This window comes from Paraclostridium dentum (assembly GCF_012922555.1).
In the GTDB taxonomy this organism is placed as follows: domain Bacteria; phylum Bacillota; class Clostridia; order Peptostreptococcales; family Peptostreptococcaceae; genus Paraclostridium; species Paraclostridium dentum.
Genome location: NZ_WIPK01000001.1, coordinates 192,924 through 209,027, shown reverse-complemented (window position 1 = coordinate 209,027; position 16,104 = coordinate 192,924). Strand labels below are relative to the sequence as shown.

17 protein-coding genes are annotated in these 16,104 nt (G+C 29.0%); all 17 read right to left on the bottom strand.

What is annotated here, in order from left to right:
* Positions 1-2: 2 nt before the first annotated feature.
* On the bottom strand, positions 3-656 hold the full coding sequence (eutL, locus tag GFJ41_RS00950; RefSeq protein ID WP_021429304.1) for an ethanolamine utilization microcompartment protein EutL: 654 nt from the start codon (positions 654-656) through the stop codon (positions 3-5).
* A 22-nt stretch (positions 657-678) separates the two neighbouring features.
* Entirely contained in the window at positions 679-1,560 is an 882-nt protein-coding gene (gene eutC / locus GFJ41_RS00945; protein ID WP_021429297.1) for an ethanolamine ammonia-lyase subunit EutC, read from the bottom strand.
* Between the two features lie 11 nt (positions 1,561-1,571).
* Positions 1,572-2,936: an ethanolamine ammonia-lyase subunit EutB gene (locus tag GFJ41_RS00940; RefSeq protein ID WP_021429282.1), complete on the bottom strand. Its 1,365-nt coding sequence runs from the start codon at positions 2,934-2,936 to the stop codon at positions 1,572-1,574.
* Positions 2,937-2,953: 17 nt separating this feature from the next.
* Positions 2,954-4,387 (bottom strand): ethanolamine ammonia-lyase reactivating factor EutA, encoded by a 1,434-nt coding sequence (eutA, locus tag GFJ41_RS00935; protein WP_035113839.1) that lies wholly within the window; start codon positions 4,385-4,387, stop codon positions 2,954-2,956.
* 160 nt (positions 4,388-4,547) lie between these two features.
* Positions 4,548-5,924 carry a histidine kinase N-terminal domain-containing protein gene (locus tag GFJ41_RS00930; protein WP_035113842.1) on the bottom strand — a complete coding sequence of 459 codons (1,377 nt, stop codon included), beginning with the start codon at positions 5,922-5,924 and terminating at the stop codon, positions 4,548-4,550.
* 4 nt (positions 5,925-5,928) lie between these two features.
* The gene (locus GFJ41_RS00925) at positions 5,929-6,504 is read right to left on the bottom strand and encodes an ANTAR domain-containing response regulator (protein ID WP_021429366.1); all 576 of its coding nucleotides are present in this window, start codon (positions 6,502-6,504) and stop codon (positions 5,929-5,931) included.
* A 20-nt stretch (positions 6,505-6,524) separates the two neighbouring features.
* On the bottom strand, positions 6,525-6,950 hold the full coding sequence (locus tag GFJ41_RS00920; RefSeq protein ID WP_021432396.1) for a EutP/PduV family microcompartment system protein: 426 nt from the start codon (positions 6,948-6,950) through the stop codon (positions 6,525-6,527).
* 2 nt (positions 6,951-6,952) lie between these two features.
* Entirely contained in the window at positions 6,953-7,303 is a 351-nt protein-coding gene (gene eutS / locus GFJ41_RS00915; RefSeq protein ID WP_021429273.1) for an ethanolamine utilization microcompartment protein EutS, read from the bottom strand.
* Positions 7,304-7,490: 187 nt separating this feature from the next.
* On the bottom strand, positions 7,491-8,621 hold the full coding sequence (locus GFJ41_RS00910) for a 1-propanol dehydrogenase PduQ (RefSeq protein ID WP_035113844.1): 1,131 nt from the start codon (positions 8,619-8,621) through the stop codon (positions 7,491-7,493).
* 145 nt (positions 8,622-8,766) lie between these two features.
* Entirely contained in the window at positions 8,767-10,167 is a 1,401-nt protein-coding gene (locus tag GFJ41_RS00905; protein WP_206001482.1) for a sensor histidine kinase, read from the bottom strand.
* Positions 10,157-10,843, bottom strand: coding sequence for a response regulator transcription factor (locus tag GFJ41_RS00900; protein WP_170074375.1), 687 nt, complete (start codon positions 10,841-10,843; stop codon positions 10,157-10,159). Before GFJ41_RS00900 ends, GFJ41_RS00905 begins: the two co-directional genes overlap by 11 nt.
* Positions 10,844-10,871: 28 nt before the next feature.
* Positions 10,872-11,990, bottom strand: coding sequence for an FtsW/RodA/SpoVE family cell cycle protein (locus tag GFJ41_RS00895; RefSeq protein ID WP_142730294.1), 1,119 nt, complete (start codon positions 11,988-11,990; stop codon positions 10,872-10,874).
* A gap of 170 nt (positions 11,991-12,160) precedes the next feature.
* Positions 12,161-12,310, bottom strand: a complete 150-nt coding sequence (locus GFJ41_RS00890; RefSeq protein ID WP_021429281.1) for a hypothetical protein — start codon at positions 12,308-12,310, stop codon at positions 12,161-12,163.
* A 100-nt stretch (positions 12,311-12,410) separates the two neighbouring features.
* Positions 12,411-13,250: a pantoate--beta-alanine ligase gene (gene panC / locus GFJ41_RS00885; RefSeq protein WP_170074374.1), complete on the bottom strand. Its 840-nt coding sequence runs from the start codon at positions 13,248-13,250 to the stop codon at positions 12,411-12,413.
* Between the two features lie 13 nt (positions 13,251-13,263).
* Entirely contained in the window at positions 13,264-14,091 is an 828-nt protein-coding gene (panB, locus tag GFJ41_RS00880) for a 3-methyl-2-oxobutanoate hydroxymethyltransferase (protein ID WP_170074373.1), read from the bottom strand.
* Positions 14,066-14,944 (bottom strand): Rossmann-like and DUF2520 domain-containing protein, encoded by an 879-nt coding sequence (locus tag GFJ41_RS00875; RefSeq protein ID WP_332841100.1) that lies wholly within the window; start codon positions 14,942-14,944, stop codon positions 14,066-14,068. Before GFJ41_RS00875 ends, panB begins: the two co-directional genes overlap by 26 nt.
* A 163-nt stretch (positions 14,945-15,107) precedes the next feature.
* Positions 15,108-16,082, bottom strand: coding sequence for an arsenic resistance protein (locus GFJ41_RS00870; protein ID WP_035113850.1), 975 nt, complete (start codon positions 16,080-16,082; stop codon positions 15,108-15,110).
* Positions 16,083-16,104: the final 22 nt, after the last annotated feature.

Below are 16,104 nucleotides of genomic sequence, written 5' to 3'. Positions count from 1 at the left end.
CCTTAAAATCCTGTTGGGTTATCTGCTACAGCTATAACAGCTTGTGCAAAAGCATCACATGCTGCCTTACAAGCTGACTGCGAACCTGTAAGAAGTGCTCCTGCAAAGTTTGTTTCTGTAGGTGGTTCAAATAACTCACATAAAGAAACGTCTGCTGCTTTAAGTGCTGCATCTAAAGCATACATTGCTTCAAGCGGAGGTGCTACTAGGTAAGCTAATGCCTCTCCTTCTCTTATGTTTGCTACCTTTGAAAGGTAAGTTCCTGTTCTTGAAACACAGTGAGCATAATATGCTATTGAATCATCATCATTAGCACTTATAAAAGTTGCTCCATATTCCATAAAATCTAAAACTGCATTTAATCCACTTCTTACTTCTGCTGGGCTTGGTCCTGCTATAATCCCGATTACTTCTCCAGCTAATTTCGTTGAAGCGTTTGCCGCTCCTGCATACATTGATTTTGCATAAACTACATCTACTTCAGCAGCTTTTGTTGCTTCATCAAGAGCAGTATATGTTACATCATCACAATCAGCTGTTATTAATCCTAAACTTTTATGATGTTGTTCTAAATTTAATTTTTTAGCCATTTCCGGACTTACATTTGAAATTATCTTTACTCCTAGGACATTAGGGCGTATTGCATCATTTTTCATAGTTTAACTCCTCCTATATAGATTACTTAAGATCTATTCCTGAAACTTTTTTCTCTAACATAGTTTTTATTAATTCTGCTATGTGTGCACCAGCCTCAACTGCTGTAGTTCCACCTTTGTGGATATTTGATATAACAGTTCTCTTAGCTTCTGCCATTCCTATATATGGTTTGTATGCAATGTATGCTGACATAGATTCTGCAGTTACAAGACCTGGTCTTTCTCCTACTAACATACATATAACTTCGCTTCCTAATTCTTCTCCTAGGTGATCCATAGCTCCAACTCTACAATGTTTAACAAATAATATTTCACTAGAATCTATTCCATACATTTTTAAACCTTGCTTTATAGCTGGTACTATATCTTTTAAGTTAGCTTCTATTGCTGCTGAACTTAATCCATCTCCTGCCATTAATAATACTTTTTGATTAGTTCCAAACTTAGACTTTACTTTATCTATAGCTTCTTTTGAAAATCTTCTTCCAAGATCTGGTCTTGTTATATATTCATCTTTACTTTCACAAAGTGTTTCAACTTCAAATAAGTTGTTTTCTTTTATAAATTCATCAGAAACATATGAGAAAACAGAGTCTTGCGCCGCAGCATGGTCTGCTCTAAATCTTAATGCAGTAGCTGTTTTATATCTTGCTCCACATCTTCCAGTTCCTAATCTTGCAGGAGTTTTTGCTTTCATATCTAAGTAAGCATCTTTATCCTTTGGATTTTCAACTAATAATTGTTTCTTTATATCTACTGTTGTTATATCTTCTATAAATTCATCATTTCCATCTATTTGTGTAGCAACCTGCTTTGTTACCTCGTTTATTGAGTTTGTATCAATTTGTCCAACCATTTGGCCAACTAGTTGCTCTACTAATGTTTTTAAATCTTTTTCGTTCATAACTTAGCCCCCTATCCTAATAATATAGATCCATCTCCTGCTTTTTCTAATAACTTACCATCTTTACTAAATTCCATATTTTCTAACCAGCTGTCAAACTTCTTAATTGCTGTTAATCCAAACATTTCTCTAAGAGCAGCTGTTTCATGGTATCCTGTTGTTTGATAGTTAAGCATTACATCATCTCCATGAGGTATTCCCATAAAGTATGTACATCCTGCTGCTGTTAATAAAATAGCTAAATTTTCTATATCATTTTGATCTGCTTTCATATGGTTTGTGTAACAAGCATCAACACCCATTGGTAATCCGCTTAATTTACCCATAAAGTGGTCTTCAAGTCCCGCTCTTATAACTTCTTTCGCATCATATAAGTATTCAGGCCCTATAAAACCAACAACTGTATTTACTAAGAAAGGATTAAATCTCTTTGCAAATCCATAACATCTAGCTTCCATAGTAACCTGATCTATTCCATGGTGAGCTTCTGATGAAAGTTCTGAACCTTGTCCTGTTTCAAAGTACATTACATTCGGTCCTGTGCAAGTTCCTTGTTTTAAAACTAATTGTCTTGCTTCTTCAATTGTTGCAGCATCAAATCCAAATGCTTCATTTCCCTTTTGAGAACCTGCAATTGATTGGAATATAAGGTCTGTTGGAGCACCTTTTCTAACAGCTTCCATTTGAGTAGTAACGTGTGCAAGTACACAAATTTGAGTAGGTATATCAAATTTTTGTTTTACTTCTTCAAATCTTTTTAAAACTTTAGTTACACTCTCAACTGAGTCATCAACAGGGTTTAATCCAAGTACTGCATCTCCTATTCCATAAGTTAATCCTTCTAAAAGTGATGCTAAAATTCCATCTGGATCATCTGTTGGATGGTTTGGTTGAAGTCTTGCTGATAAAGTTCCTGGTTCTCCTATTGTTGTGTTACAATGTGCTTTTACTATTATTTTTTTAGCTGCATAAACTAAATCCATATTAGACATTAATTTTGCAACTGCAGCTATCATTTCAGAAGTTAATCCTCTTGAAATTCTGCTTATATCATCACCTGTAGTGTTTGAGTCTAGTAACCATTCTCTTAAGTCTGATACTGTCCAATCTTTTATTTCCTCATATATTTTTTCATTTAAGTCATCCATTATTATTCTTGTAACTTCATCTATTTCATAAGGTACCGCTGGGTTATTTTTTATATCTTCTAACTTTATATTAGATAAAACAACCTTAGCTGCAACTCTTTCTTCTGAAGAAGTAGCCGCAACGCCTGCTAACTTATCTCCTGATTTTTCTTCATTAGCCTTAGCCATTACATCGTATAACCCATTAAACTTATACGTATGCCCAAATAGTTTCGTTTGTAAAATCATTGACTTACCTCCTTTTATTAGTTAAAAACCAGTGTCTTTATTACTACTGGTAATACTTGACCTTGTGCTATTGGCTTTCCAATATCTATATAATCTCCATTTTCAACTTTAACGCTATCTAGGCATATTAAGTTCTTTTTAAAGTTCAATTTGGAATACATACTTTGACCTAAAACTTTAGCCATATCACATTCAACAATAACTATAAATTCTAAATCTCTATCGATTATTTCTTGCATTCCATCTACTAGCCCCTCTGCATATGTTTGTATGTCTGAGAAACTAGGATTTGATTTACCTTCAATAGCAATTACAATATTTTGAAGATCATTTTCTAATTTAAACCAATTTAATTTATTTTTTATTGCTTTACTTATGTGCTGACTATCTCCTATTTCATCTTCCTTTGATAATTTTAAAACTGGTAAATTTTTAAGAGGAAAACTTTCGCTAGTATATGTTATAGTACTTCCACTAACCTCAGTTGTATGAGACCCTGCTCCTACAACAGTTGCTCTTATAGTTTCCATAGATCTTATAATTTTAAGATTTTTGAATTCTTCACAGTTTTTAATAGCTTGACCAAGTAAAATACCTATGTCGCCATATTTGAAGTAGTCATCGATTTCACCATCATAGTAAACGTAATCTGCAACTCCACCAGAGAAAGATATACATTTTATATCTTCATCTAATTTAATATTTTTGTTGGTAACTATATAATCAAATAGTTCACTTTTAGGTCTTATGCCTACACTTTCAAGCAACAGTTTAACCATCATATCTATAACAGGCTTTAAATTTTCAACTGTAGCAATAGTTCCTAAATCTAAATTTAAATTGTTATTTTTTATAATATCTTTGATTTTAGGTGATATATATATAATTTCTTTTGTTGACTTATCAATTTTTATAAGCCTTCCACCTATGTCTAAACATCCAGTGTCACAAACTTCTCCTCTTTTAAAAAGTGCTAAGTTTGTTGTTCCTCCTCCTATGTCTAGATTCACAACACTCGTTGAGTGTTCTTTTGAATATATATGTGCTCCTGCTCCTTTTCCAGAAATAATACTTTCTAAGTCAGGTCCAGCTGTTGCAACTACAAAGTCTCCTGCAAAACCACTTAATGAATGAAGTACATCATTTGCATTTTCTTTTCTAGCAGTTTCACCTGTTATAATAACTGCTCCAGTTTGTATATCTGATTTACAAATATTAGCTTTTTTGTACTCTAGTTCTACTAATTCTTTAATTTTATCTCTATCAATTTCAGTGTTAGAAATAAGTGGAGTAAAATAAACTTCACTCTTGTAAATAATTTCTTTATCTACAATACTAATTCTTGGAACTGAAAAGCTTGAAGCCATATTCTCTACTATTAACTTTGAAAATATAAGTTGTGTAGTACTTGTTCCTATATCAATTCCAACACTTAATAACTCTTCTTTCATTTATTCACCTCCATACACAAAGTGTGTTTTAAACAAGCAAAGAGGCTTAAAGTTATAATAAGTTTAGGCATATATTTACCTAACTTATCAATAACCTTAAGCCCCTTTGCTTAATTAATACTACCACCTTGTAGATATAGTTATTAATACATATATTAAATTATTTTGGAATTTTAAAAATTATTTTTGTTCCTTTATCAGTGGATATTTTTTCAACATCACCTTTTAGAACCTGTTTTATGTAGCTATCGATTATAAATGTACCTAAATTAGTTTTTAATTTAGCATCATTTTTAAATCCAATTCCATCATCAACAATAGCTATAATATTTTTATTTCCTTCTTCATTTACTAGTACTTGTATATTCCCACTCTCTTTACCTTCAAAAGCATGGTCATAACAGTTTTGGATAGCTTCATTTATAGCTAGTAGCAATGCACTGGATTTTTCTCCATTTATTTTAAAATCTTCACCTGTAATGTATATGTTTATATTTTTATCATCACAATATCCACCTTGAATATTGCTGATTAATAAATTTATAGCCTGTAAAATACTTATACTATTATCCATTTGCTTTGATAACAAATGATGATTAGATAGTATTGCAAATACCCTGTTAGTCACATTGTCTAGACACATCTTAACTTCTTCGTTATCTGTTAGTCTACTTTGTTTTCTAAGCAAGGAAATTACCGTTTGAAGATTATTTTTTACTCTATGATGAGTTTCTTTAACTGCAATTGATTTGAAAACAAGCTCAGCGTCTTTTTCTTTCAATTCAGTTATATCTTGTATTATTTGAATTACTCTAAGTTCTTCAGATTTTCTAACTATTGTTTTTACTTCAAAGAAACAATAATTTATATTTACTTCTCTTACTTGTTCTATTTTATGACTTTTTATAATATCAATAAATTTCTCACTTTCTAATGATATCTCGTCATATTTAACATCTTCTAAATCTTTTTTCATTCCTATAGCTTCATATATTTTTACAGTATTTTTATTCTTAAATTTTAAATTTCCGTATTTATCAAACACAAGTATAGCAGCATTTAAATTATCAGTTATAAAACTGTTTTGCTTTATTAAGTTTATTAATTCTTTTGATTCTTTTTTATTTGTATCAAATTCATCTTTTAACTCTTTACTTATGTCTTTTTCTACAATCAATACTGCAATTGTTTTATCATTTAGTTCTATAGGTTGTATGCTTTGCCTCACAAGTTTATACTCTTGTGTCAAAGCTTTTATATCTTTTGAGGTAACTCCTGTTAGTAGTGTATTTATAACTCCTGGTTCATTTATACTCAAAGCCTTTTTTCCTACTACAGTATTTTTGTAAATAGAATTATTTTTAGCTTTTCCATGAGCCACTACAATAGCCTCTTCTTGGTTTTTAGTTAATATGTCTATAAAAACATCGCTTTCATAAAAGTTAGCCATTAGATCTAAGGATTTTGAAATATCAATTACTTTGTCAATTTCTTCACTATTTAAGTTAGAATACTCTTGACATAACTCTTTTATCATATGATTATTCCTCGTAACCTATAATAATAGTTTTTGCAATTTCAAGCATAGAAGTTCTTTTATCCATACTAAGTTTTCTTATTCTTGTATATGCTTCTTCCTCATCAATTTCAAATTCTCTTATAAGTATCCCTTTAGCTCTTTCTACTAACTTCCTTTCAGTCAACTTATTGCTTATCTTATCGAGGTCTTTTTTCATCTTTTCAAATTCTCTTACTTTACCTATACACATTTCAATTGTAGGTATAAATATTTTTTCATTAATAGGTTTTACTAGGTATCCAAAGGCACCTATTTCTTTTGCTTTTTTCAAATACTCATCTCCTTCAAAAGAAGTTGATAAAAGTATTCCTCCTGCTAAGTTATCTTTTGTTATTATCTTACCAGCTTTAAGTCCATCTAACATTGGCATATCTATATCCATTATAACTAAATCGGGATTATACTTTTTACATGCTTCAACAGCTTCAAATCCATCACATGCTTCTCCAACAACATTATACCCTCTATCAGTTAAAATGTCTTTTATATCCATTCTGATTATTGGCTCATCATCGACTACCAATATATTTCCTTTCATATGTTGCCACCTCACTTTAGCTAACTTAAATATTCAAATAACTCTTCAATACCTATGCCTTTGATAGTATCTACTAAAAATATCTCATTAACACCTGCCATTTTCAGCTTTTCTTTTGCTAGTTCAATTTCATCTTCATTTGCTATATCTATTTTTGTGATTATTCCTATTACATTTTTAGCAAACATACTAGCAAATCCTGGTGCAATATATCCTTCGCCTTGTGTAGGGTCGTATACTAATGCTATAGTTTTTGCATCTACAGCTGTAGTTATAAGTGCACTATACAAACTTCTATTTTCAATATATTCTCCAGGTGTATCTATTGATTGATTGTATAATTCAACTGATTGAGTTTTATTATACTTTATTTCTAAATCATCAAGCTTTTGGCATAGTGTTGTTTTTCCACTACCTGTTTTACCCATAAATATTATATTTTTCATAATTAAGTCCTCGTTATCTTTGTTGATGTAAAGTTTAACATATTTCCTAGCACTTCTACAACCTCATTAAGTGCTGATTCAACAGAACTTATATCTCCTGTGACAACTACAGATCCACTAAATCTATCTATAAATCCTAATTGTACACCTGATGCTTTTGTTGCTACATCTGCAGCTATAATCGATGCTTCACTTGGAGTTATTGTAAGTATGCCTATTGCATCTTTTTTATCTATTATAAGTCCTAATTTCTTGTATATATCTTCATTTGGATTAGCTATTACATGTGCTAATGTAACTTGTTTTCCAGGAACGTATTCCTGAATAACTCTACTTTTAGTTTCTTCTGTCATTTTGAAACCTTCTTTCTTAAATCAAATAAAGCTCCTTAAAAATATATACTATCAATATATCTTTAAGAAGCTCCGTTGCTTTTTAATCAATTATCACGCCCTTGTGATAATTTAATTATAGATATACGTTTTCCACTTGTCAATATTTATTTCAAAATATTTAAAAAACCATTTTACTAAGTTTTTATTAAATTATTTGTTTTAATATGTCGATTATTCCCGAATCATTTGGAATTCTAGGGTTTGTCTTAGTGCATCCATCTTTTAACGCTAATTGTGCAATTTCTGGTAATAAATTTTCCACATCAACTTTATTAACTTTACAGTCTGTTAATTTCATCGGCATGTTCATACTTTTTTGCATTTTCTTAATTTCATTTACTAAATTTTTCACACCTAATCTAACATTAGAAGATTCTAGCCCTAACATTTTAGCTATTTGTGCATATTTTTTAGCAGTGTCTGAGTAAGATGCATTATTGTATCCTGAAATATTAGCATTATATTCTATAACATAAGGAAGTAATATTGAATTAGTTCTTCCATGAGGTATATGGAATTTTGCACCTACTATATGTGCTATTCCATGATTTAATCCTAATGAAGCTTGGTTAAATGCTAATCCTGCCATACATGATGCATTGTGCATTTTTTCTCTAGCTTCTAAATTTGATCCATCTTTATATGCATCAATTAAATATTCGTGTACAAGTTTTATTGCCTTTTCTGCTAATGCATCAGAAAAATCATTACTATCTGTTGATACATAAGCCTCTATAGCATGAGTTAATACATCCATACCAGTGTCTGCTGTTATAAAATTTGGAACAGTCTTTACTAGTTCTGGATCTAATATAGCTTTATTAGGTATTAAATCAGCTGAAACAAGCGGGTACTTTGTACCTTTTTGTGCATCTGTTATTACAGAAAAAGATGTTACTTCTGACCCAGTACCACTAGTTGTAGGTATTGCAATAAACTCGATTTCATTTATCTTAAATATTTGTTTTGAAAAATCCATAATTGCTTTAGCTGCATCAATTGCTGATCCTCCACCTAATGCAATAATTATATCCGGAGAGTAATCTTTTATTTTTTCCATACCTTTTACAACTATTTCGATTGGAGGATCTGGCACAATTTCACTAAATATATTACAATCATTTCCTTCTAGATTGATTAATATTTTATCTATTGTTTTAGATTCAATCATAAATGGGTCTGTTATTATAAATATTTTTTTATTTTTTATATCTTTTAATGATTCTAAAGCTCCTATACCGCAGCTTATTTTTGTCTTTATTTCAAAGTTGTACATTTGTATTTCCCCTTTTCTTTTTTAAGTACAAAAAAGCTCCATAGATTAATCTATGGAGCTTCGTTGCTTCCTAATGCACCTCTTTGTGCTATTTTAAATATACTATATAAAATTTATCATTGTCAATAAATAAGTTATATTTTATTTACATAACTGGAAGCTTAATTACAAACTCACTTCCTTTACCTAATTCACTATATACTAAAATATTTCCTCCATGCTCAGCTACTATAGCTTTTGATATAGCAAGTCCAACCCCTATACCTCCAGTGTCTTTAGATCTTGACTTATCAACTCTATAAAACCTTTCAAATATATAGTGTAGTTCTTCTTTAGGTATTCCAATTCCATTGTCTTTTATAGCTATATTTATACTATCATCATAATTTTCTACTTTAATTAAAATAGTTCCTCCATAGTTTGTGTATTTTATTGCATTGACTAAAATATTGACTATAACTTGAGAAAATTTTTCTTTATCTACATATGCAAAAACTTCATTTAATTCATATTCAATTTTTATATTTTTTTCTAAAGCTTTTGATTCATAAGTGTATGTTATATTTTTTATAAAATCACTTAAGTTAGTTTTAGTTTTATTCAACTGACTTAGTGAACTATCAAATGTCGATAAATTTTTAATTGAACCTATTAACTTTCCTAACCTTTGAACTTCTTCTCTTATGCTTGTAAGTCTTTCTTGTGTTGGATCCCAAATTCCATCAATAATAGCGTCTAAATGTCCTTGAATATTGGTTACAGGAGTCCTAAGTTCATGTGCTATATCAGTTGTTAACTGTTTTCTTAAAAGTTCTTGCTTGTTGAGTTCCTCAGATAACATATCTATAGATTTTGTAAGTTCATTAACTTCTTTTATATTACTTTTATAGTTCAATCTATTTTTATAGTTTCCACTTCCTATGACTTTAGCAATTTTAGATACATTTTTTATAGGGTTAGAAATAGATTTTGAAATTATTGCAGATATAATTATAACGCTTATTACAGCTACTATACTTATAAATACCATAAATTTATTCATAATATTTAAAAATTCAAGATCATCTTCCATGTAGTAAATAGAATCATAATGTATTATCCTTTCATATCCTACTAACTTTTTATCATCATATATGTCAAACTTATATTCTTTGAGTTTTCCATTCCAATTTTGATTAATACTTTTCATATTCTTTTTTATTGTATTCAATCTTTGATTTGATAATAGCTTTTCATCTTCAAAAACACTCCAAACCAAGTCACCATTTTTATTATAAACCTCTAGAGCTATCCCTTTTCTTATTGCATCTTCACCTAAAAGTTTTATGTTTTCTACATCCCATTTATCATTGTCATATACATTTTGTAAATCAAATACAAGGTGATTTACCTCATCCTTATTATTCTCATCAACATATTTACTAAATACATTTTTAAATGATGAATTTATGAATATAGAAATAATAATTGTTATTAAAGTAACTATGACTGAAAATGCTATTAAAATTTGACTATTTAGAGAAATGTATTTTTTATTATTCTTCAAATTTATACCCTACTCCATAAACAGTTTTTATTATTTTGCAGTTTCTAGAATCAACCTCTATTTTTTGTCTTAAATTTTTTATGTGACTGTCTATAACTCTATCAAATTTTTCTAAATGGTCTTCTACTACATTTTCTAAAAGTTCTTCTCTAGTATATATTTTTTTAGGATTTGATGCCATTACTAACAATAATTTGTATTCTGTATTAGTTAAAACAACACTTTTTCCCCTAACTTTCACTTCATGGGTTTTTGTATTTATTTCAATTTGATTTTTAAATCTTACCTTTTCATTATTTTTTAAATCATGACTTCTTTTTAATACAGATTTTATTCTTAGAATTAATTCTTTCACATTAAATGGTTTGCATATATAATCGTCACAACCTAACTCAAAACCTTCAATCCGATCATCATCTTCTGTTTTTGCACTTAGCATAATTATAGATACATTTATCAATTTACAATTGTTTCTTATATAATTACAAATTTCTTCTCCACTTATATCAGGTAACATTCTGTCTAATAAAACTATATCATACTGATTTTTATCAAGATAATTAATAGCATCATTTCCATTGTATGCTACATCTGTTTTATATCCTTCTTTATCTAAATAAGCTTTTACAAACTCACAAATTTTTTTTTCATCATCTATAAGTAGTATATTTATCATCGCCTACCTCATCTCTTATTAATTTTTCTTAGAAATTAATTTTTCTTTTTCTCATTCCTACATTAAGTACTAAACCTAGAGCTGCTAAAGAACCAACCAACGAACTTGCTCCATAACTAATAAATGGAAGTGTTATTCCTGTAACAGGTATTAATGCCATAGTCATACCTATATTTTGAATAATTTGATATGCAAACATACTAGTTACTCCAATTATAATTAAGGTTCCATAAAAATCCTTTGATTCTTCTGCATCCTTTATCATCGTTAATAAAAATGCTCCATATAATAGCACTAAAGCTCCCATTCCTATTAGCCCTAATTCTTCTCCTATAACAGCAAATATAAAGTCGCTATCTGGTACTGGTAAGAAACCATTTTGACTTTGTGTTCCTTCATAAAGACCTTTACCCTTTACACCTCCTGATCCTATAGCTATCATAGACTGGACAACTTGATAATTTCCTTTATAACTTAAATCATTAGGATTTAAGAAAGCTTCTATTCTAACTTTTTGATGCGGAGCTAAACACGTGTAAATTAATGGTAATAATAATACACCTATTAAAATAGTATTTCTTATTATTTTACCATTAAGCCCTGATACAAATAGCATTCCAAACATTATACATATAAAAACTATAGTCCCTCCTAAATCTGGCTGCATTAACATTAAAAATAAAACTGGCATAGCTTTTAATACTGCTGGTATTATTTGTTTTATGGTATTTAGTTTACCTTTATATCCTTCTGCAATTTTAGCGTAACTTATTATGAAAGTAAGCTTGGCAATTTCTGATGTTTGAAGGTATAGTGGCCCTAGTTTTATCCATCTTCTAGACCCTTCTTGTACTACTCCTAATCCAGGTACCCATATAACTAATAATAATATTATAGTGAATATATAAAAAACATTATAAAATTTACCTATTTTAATATAATCAATTTTTATAGTGAAAATTATTAACGCAACCCCTATTCCAAATGCCAACAATTGTTTCATTATTTCTCTATAGTTGCCGGTTCTATTTGCATGAGTTGCAGTTGTTAGCATTACAAGTCCAAATATAAATATAAGTGTAACATTTAATATTAATCTCCAGTTTAAATTTTTTATATGCTTAAGTGTTAATTTTTCCATAATCATAATCCTCTTTCTCATTTCTATTTTCCAGTTATATAAACTACAAATTTATAAATGGATTATAAAAATTAATTATGGAGAAATTATGGAGATTATTTGAGAGTAAATATAAAAGGGATATTTTCAAATATCCCTTTTATGTGTACTCTATTTATTTATAAATAATTTAAATCTTATAATCTTTTCATTGGATCTAATTCTTTTTCTATTTCTAAATCTTTATGTTCTTGTTCTAACTCTTTTTCTCCAAATAGTTCTCTATCTTTCAGTTCTTCATCTTTTTTTATTTCTTCATACTCTTTTTCATTCATATTAGATTTCATTTCATTTTTCTCCAATCTTTGTATAATTATGTTAATAAATATACCCTTAATTTTTCTATATAATCATACAGCCAAATTGAATGAAATTTTTTTACACAACTTAGAAAATAAAATTATCTATTAATCTTGTATTTCCGATAAAAACAGCTACTGCAATCAACGAACCATCCTCAATAGTTTTTGTGTTTTTTATAGTGTTATTATCAACTATACTTACATAATCAATTTTTGCTAAAGGTTCTTTATTAATTTCATTTTTTATAAAGTCAATTATATTTTTAGAATCTCTTTCTCCACTTTTTATTAAAGTTTTTGCTTTTTTTAATGATTTGTTTATTATAGTTGAAGCTTGTCTTTCTTCTTTACTTAAATATGTATTTCTTGAACTCTTAGCTAATCCATCAGTTTCTCTTACTATAGGGCAACTTACAATTTCAATGTCAAAATTTAAATCTGTTACCATTTGCTTTATTATAGAAAGTTGTTGCGCATCTTTTTGTCCAAAATATGCTTTATCTGGATTTACTATATTAAATAACTTACTCACAACTGTACAAACTCCTCTAAAATGAGTTGGTCTGCTTTTCCCGCATAGTCCAGAAGTTAAATTATTCAAATCTACAAAAGTGCTAAATCCATCTGTATACATTTCTTCAACACTTGGATTAAATATTAAACTAGCTCCATTTTTTTCACATATATCACTATCCCTATCTATATTCCTTGGATATGTAGATAAATCTTCATTTATTCCAAATTGCATTGGATTTACAAATATACTTACAATCACTTTGTCATTATCCTCACTAGCCTTTTTTATTAAGCTTTCATGTCCTTCATGTAGGTATCCCATAGTGGGTACAAGTGCTACACTTAATCCATCATTTTTCCAACCCTTAACTTGTTTTCTTATTTCTTTTATGTTGTTTATAATCTTCATGCCCAAATCCCCTTTAATATAGTTTTTCTATTATATCTTCATTTATCTTAAAACTATGTTCTTCACTTGGAAAAACTTCTGTTTTTACTTCATCTATATAATTTGAAAATGCATTTTTCATCTTTTCTCCTATATTTTCATACTTTTTCACAAATTTAGGTGTAAAATCACTAAACATCCCCAACATATCTTGATATACAAGTACTTGTCCATCACAACTAGCACCTGCTCCAATTCCAATAGTAGGTATATTTAGCTTTTTAGTTATAAGTGATGCTAACTTTGATGGCACTCCTTCTAATACAACAGCAAATGCACCTGCATCTTCTACTGCTAGTGCATCTTCAATAAGTTTTTTTGCTGCTAATTCATCCCTACCTTGCACCTTAAATCCACCAAAAGCATTTACAGATTGTGGAGTCAGTCCAATATGCCCCATAACCGGTATAGAAGAGTTAACTATTGCTTGTATTTGGTTAAAAACTTCTACTCCGCCTTCTAATTTTACTGCATGTGCTCTTCCTTCTTTTATAAGTCTCCCCGCATTTACCACAGCATCATATGTTGACGTTTGATAAGACATAAAAGGCATATCAGCAACTATTAAAGTATTTGTACATCCTCTTGATACTGATTTTGTATGGTGTATCATATCCTCCATAGTTACAGATAGTGTATCTTCATAACCTAAGCACACCATTCCTAATGAGTCTCCAACTAATATTCCATTGATCCCACAGCTGTCAATTAACTTTGCAGTTGAATAATCGTAGGCTGTAAGCATAGTTAGTTTTTCATTTCTTTCTTTAGATTCTTTAAAAGTTACAACTGTATTTTTCATATTGTTCCCCCAAGTATTTTTCAATTTTAGAATAATCTTTTTCACAATTTTTAGTTTTAGTTATTTTTAATAAGTGTCTAGATAAAATAGTATATAATTCTTTATCTTCATCATCTAAAACATCATAGTGATCTTTTATAGTTTCTAAATCACATCTTTCTATCGGCCCTGTTAAACTGTTCAAAATACCTTTTTCCTTTATGTTTTTTATATTAAATTCAATTAACGGATATAAAGCTTCAATAGCTATATTTTTTTCAAATCCGCATTTTTCAAGATGTTTTATACTTCGATCAATTATAGGAATTATTAAGTTACTAGCGCTTACACAGGCTTCATGATATAAGGATTTATTTTCTTTATTGATTAACAAAACCTTGTTACCAATTGACAAAAATATATTTTTTAAATAATTTATGTATTTTTTGTCTCCTTCAATTGTAATAAATGCTTTAGAAATATTTTTATAAGAATTATATTTATCTGAAATTGCTAATATTGGGTGAATTGAATAACCATATGCACCATATTGGTTTATATTCGAAAAGATTTCTGAGGATTTTGCTCCACTTAAATGACATATTATTTTATTATTAATAGGAAAGCTAATTAGATTCTCCCACACAGTTTTTATTTGTGAGTCTTGAGTAGTGATTAATATAACATCACTATCTTGTACTAAATTTTCTAATTTAACATATTGTTTGGTATTTGTGAAAGTTGATGCTTCTTTAGAAGAATGCTCACTTTTGCTATAATACCCAACTAAATTTATATTGTTTTCTTTTAAATATTTTCCCAGGGAAAATCCCATCTTCCCCGCTCCAATAATTCCAAAGTTTATAGTTACCACCTCCTAATGAGTGTGATACTACTAATCAGTCTCATTCTAAAAAGATATGAGCTTCCTATAATAAAATTTTTAATATCCAATTGGTGCAGTTTAATTAAAATACCACCCATGATAAATGTAACTTTATTTTTGTGACATGTCAATAAAATAAAAATGAAAGTGACTACTTTGAGACACTTTCATTAATTGCAAAATTATTCTTTAAAAGTATTTTTGATATTATGAAAAGTACGGGTAATTCTATTAATGGGCCTATAATAAGAGCTAATGATATCAATGGCTTATCTGGGAAAGTAGCAACAGCTATAGCTAATGCTATAGGTGAATTTCTAGCAAGCGTTGTGAAATTTAATGCGATAGAGTCTTCCCTATTTAAATTTATTCCTATAGATACAAATATTCCTACTATTAAATTGATTGCAAAGAACAACAATACAGGTACAAGTAATTGCAATAGAACTTCCGGATGTTGAATTAAAACTTTACCTTGAGATGCAAACATAGCAACAATGGCTATATTTAAAAAATGACCTTGGTAATCACAAGCTTTTGAAGTTATTGTTTCCTCAAAAAAATCTTTGCCATTTTTACTTATAATTATTTTTCTTAAAATAATAGATAGTATTAATGGAATAATTAAACTCATAACTACTCCCTTTAGTAAACTAAGTACTTCGATTTCTACACTAGAACCGCCTATAAGCAATACATATATTGGCAGAAGTAATAATTGCAATATTAAATTTAGAGGCAATATCGACGCCCCTAATGCAACATTTCCTTTAGTTATTCCAGTGAATATTAGGTACCAATCTGTGCAAGGTGTTACCATCAACATAACAAATCCAATCAACAAACTTGGGTTATTTCCTAAAAACAATTTTCCAAGTATAAAAATAAGAATCGGTGTCCATATAAAATTTATACAAATCGATGTTATTGTAAATTTTTTATTACTAAATGACTTAACTATATCCTTTAAAGGAATTTGTAAAAATACTAAAAATAACATTATCATGAGAGCGGGCATTATTAGATACTCACTATACATTCTAATTATGTCAAATTGTCCAATAAAAATTCCAATAGCCACCATTAATAAAATCATAAAACTTTGAAATTTATTTATATTTTCCATAGCTAGTCCTCCTTTCATTATT

Bases quoted from the DNA above. Each gene is read 5' to 3' on its own strand.
- GFJ41_RS00870 (WP_035113850.1), bottom strand. From the start codon at position 16,082: ATGGAAAATATAAATAAATTTCAAAGTTTTATGATTTTATTAATGGTG.
- GFJ41_RS00930 (WP_035113842.1), bottom strand. From the start codon at position 5,924: ATGATAAAAGAGTTATGTCAAGAGTATTCTAACTTAAATAGTGAAGAA.
- panC (WP_170074374.1), bottom strand. From the start codon at position 13,250: ATGAAGATTATAAACAACATAAAAGAAATAAGAAAACAAGTTAAGGGT.
- GFJ41_RS00940 (WP_021429282.1), bottom strand. From the start codon at position 2,936: ATGATTTTACAAACGAAACTATTTGGGCATACGTATAAGTTTAATGGG.
- eutS (WP_021429273.1), bottom strand. From the start codon at position 7,303: ATGACAGAAGAAACTAAAAGTAGAGTTATTCAGGAATACGTTCCTGGA.
- GFJ41_RS00895 (WP_142730294.1), bottom strand. From the start codon at position 11,990: ATGATTATGGAAAAATTAACACTTAAGCATATAAAAAATTTAAACTGG.
- GFJ41_RS00910 (WP_035113844.1), bottom strand. From the start codon at position 8,621: ATGTACAACTTTGAAATAAAGACAAAAATAAGCTGCGGTATAGGAGCT.
- eutC (WP_021429297.1), bottom strand. From the start codon at position 1,560: ATGAACGAAAAAGATTTAAAAACATTAGTAGAGCAACTAGTTGGCCAA.
- GFJ41_RS00925 (WP_021429366.1), bottom strand. From the start codon at position 6,504: ATGAAAGGAAATATATTGGTAGTCGATGATGAGCCAATAATCAGAATG.
- panB (WP_170074373.1), bottom strand. From the start codon at position 14,091: ATGAAAAATACAGTTGTAACTTTTAAAGAATCTAAAGAAAGAAATGAA.
- GFJ41_RS00890 (WP_021429281.1), bottom strand. From the start codon at position 12,310: ATGAAATCTAATATGAATGAAAAAGAGTATGAAGAAATAAAAAAAGAT.
- GFJ41_RS00920 (WP_021432396.1), bottom strand. From the start codon at position 6,950: ATGAAAAATATAATATTTATGGGTAAAACAGGTAGTGGAAAAACAACA.
- eutL (WP_021429304.1), bottom strand. From the start codon at position 656: ATGAAAAATGATGCAATACGCCCTAATGTCCTAGGAGTAAAGATAATT.
- GFJ41_RS00900 (WP_170074375.1), bottom strand. From the start codon at position 10,843: ATGATAAATATACTACTTATAGATGATGAAAAAAAAATTTGTGAGTTT.
- eutA (WP_035113839.1), bottom strand. From the start codon at position 4,387: ATGAAAGAAGAGTTATTAAGTGTTGGAATTGATATAGGAACAAGTACT.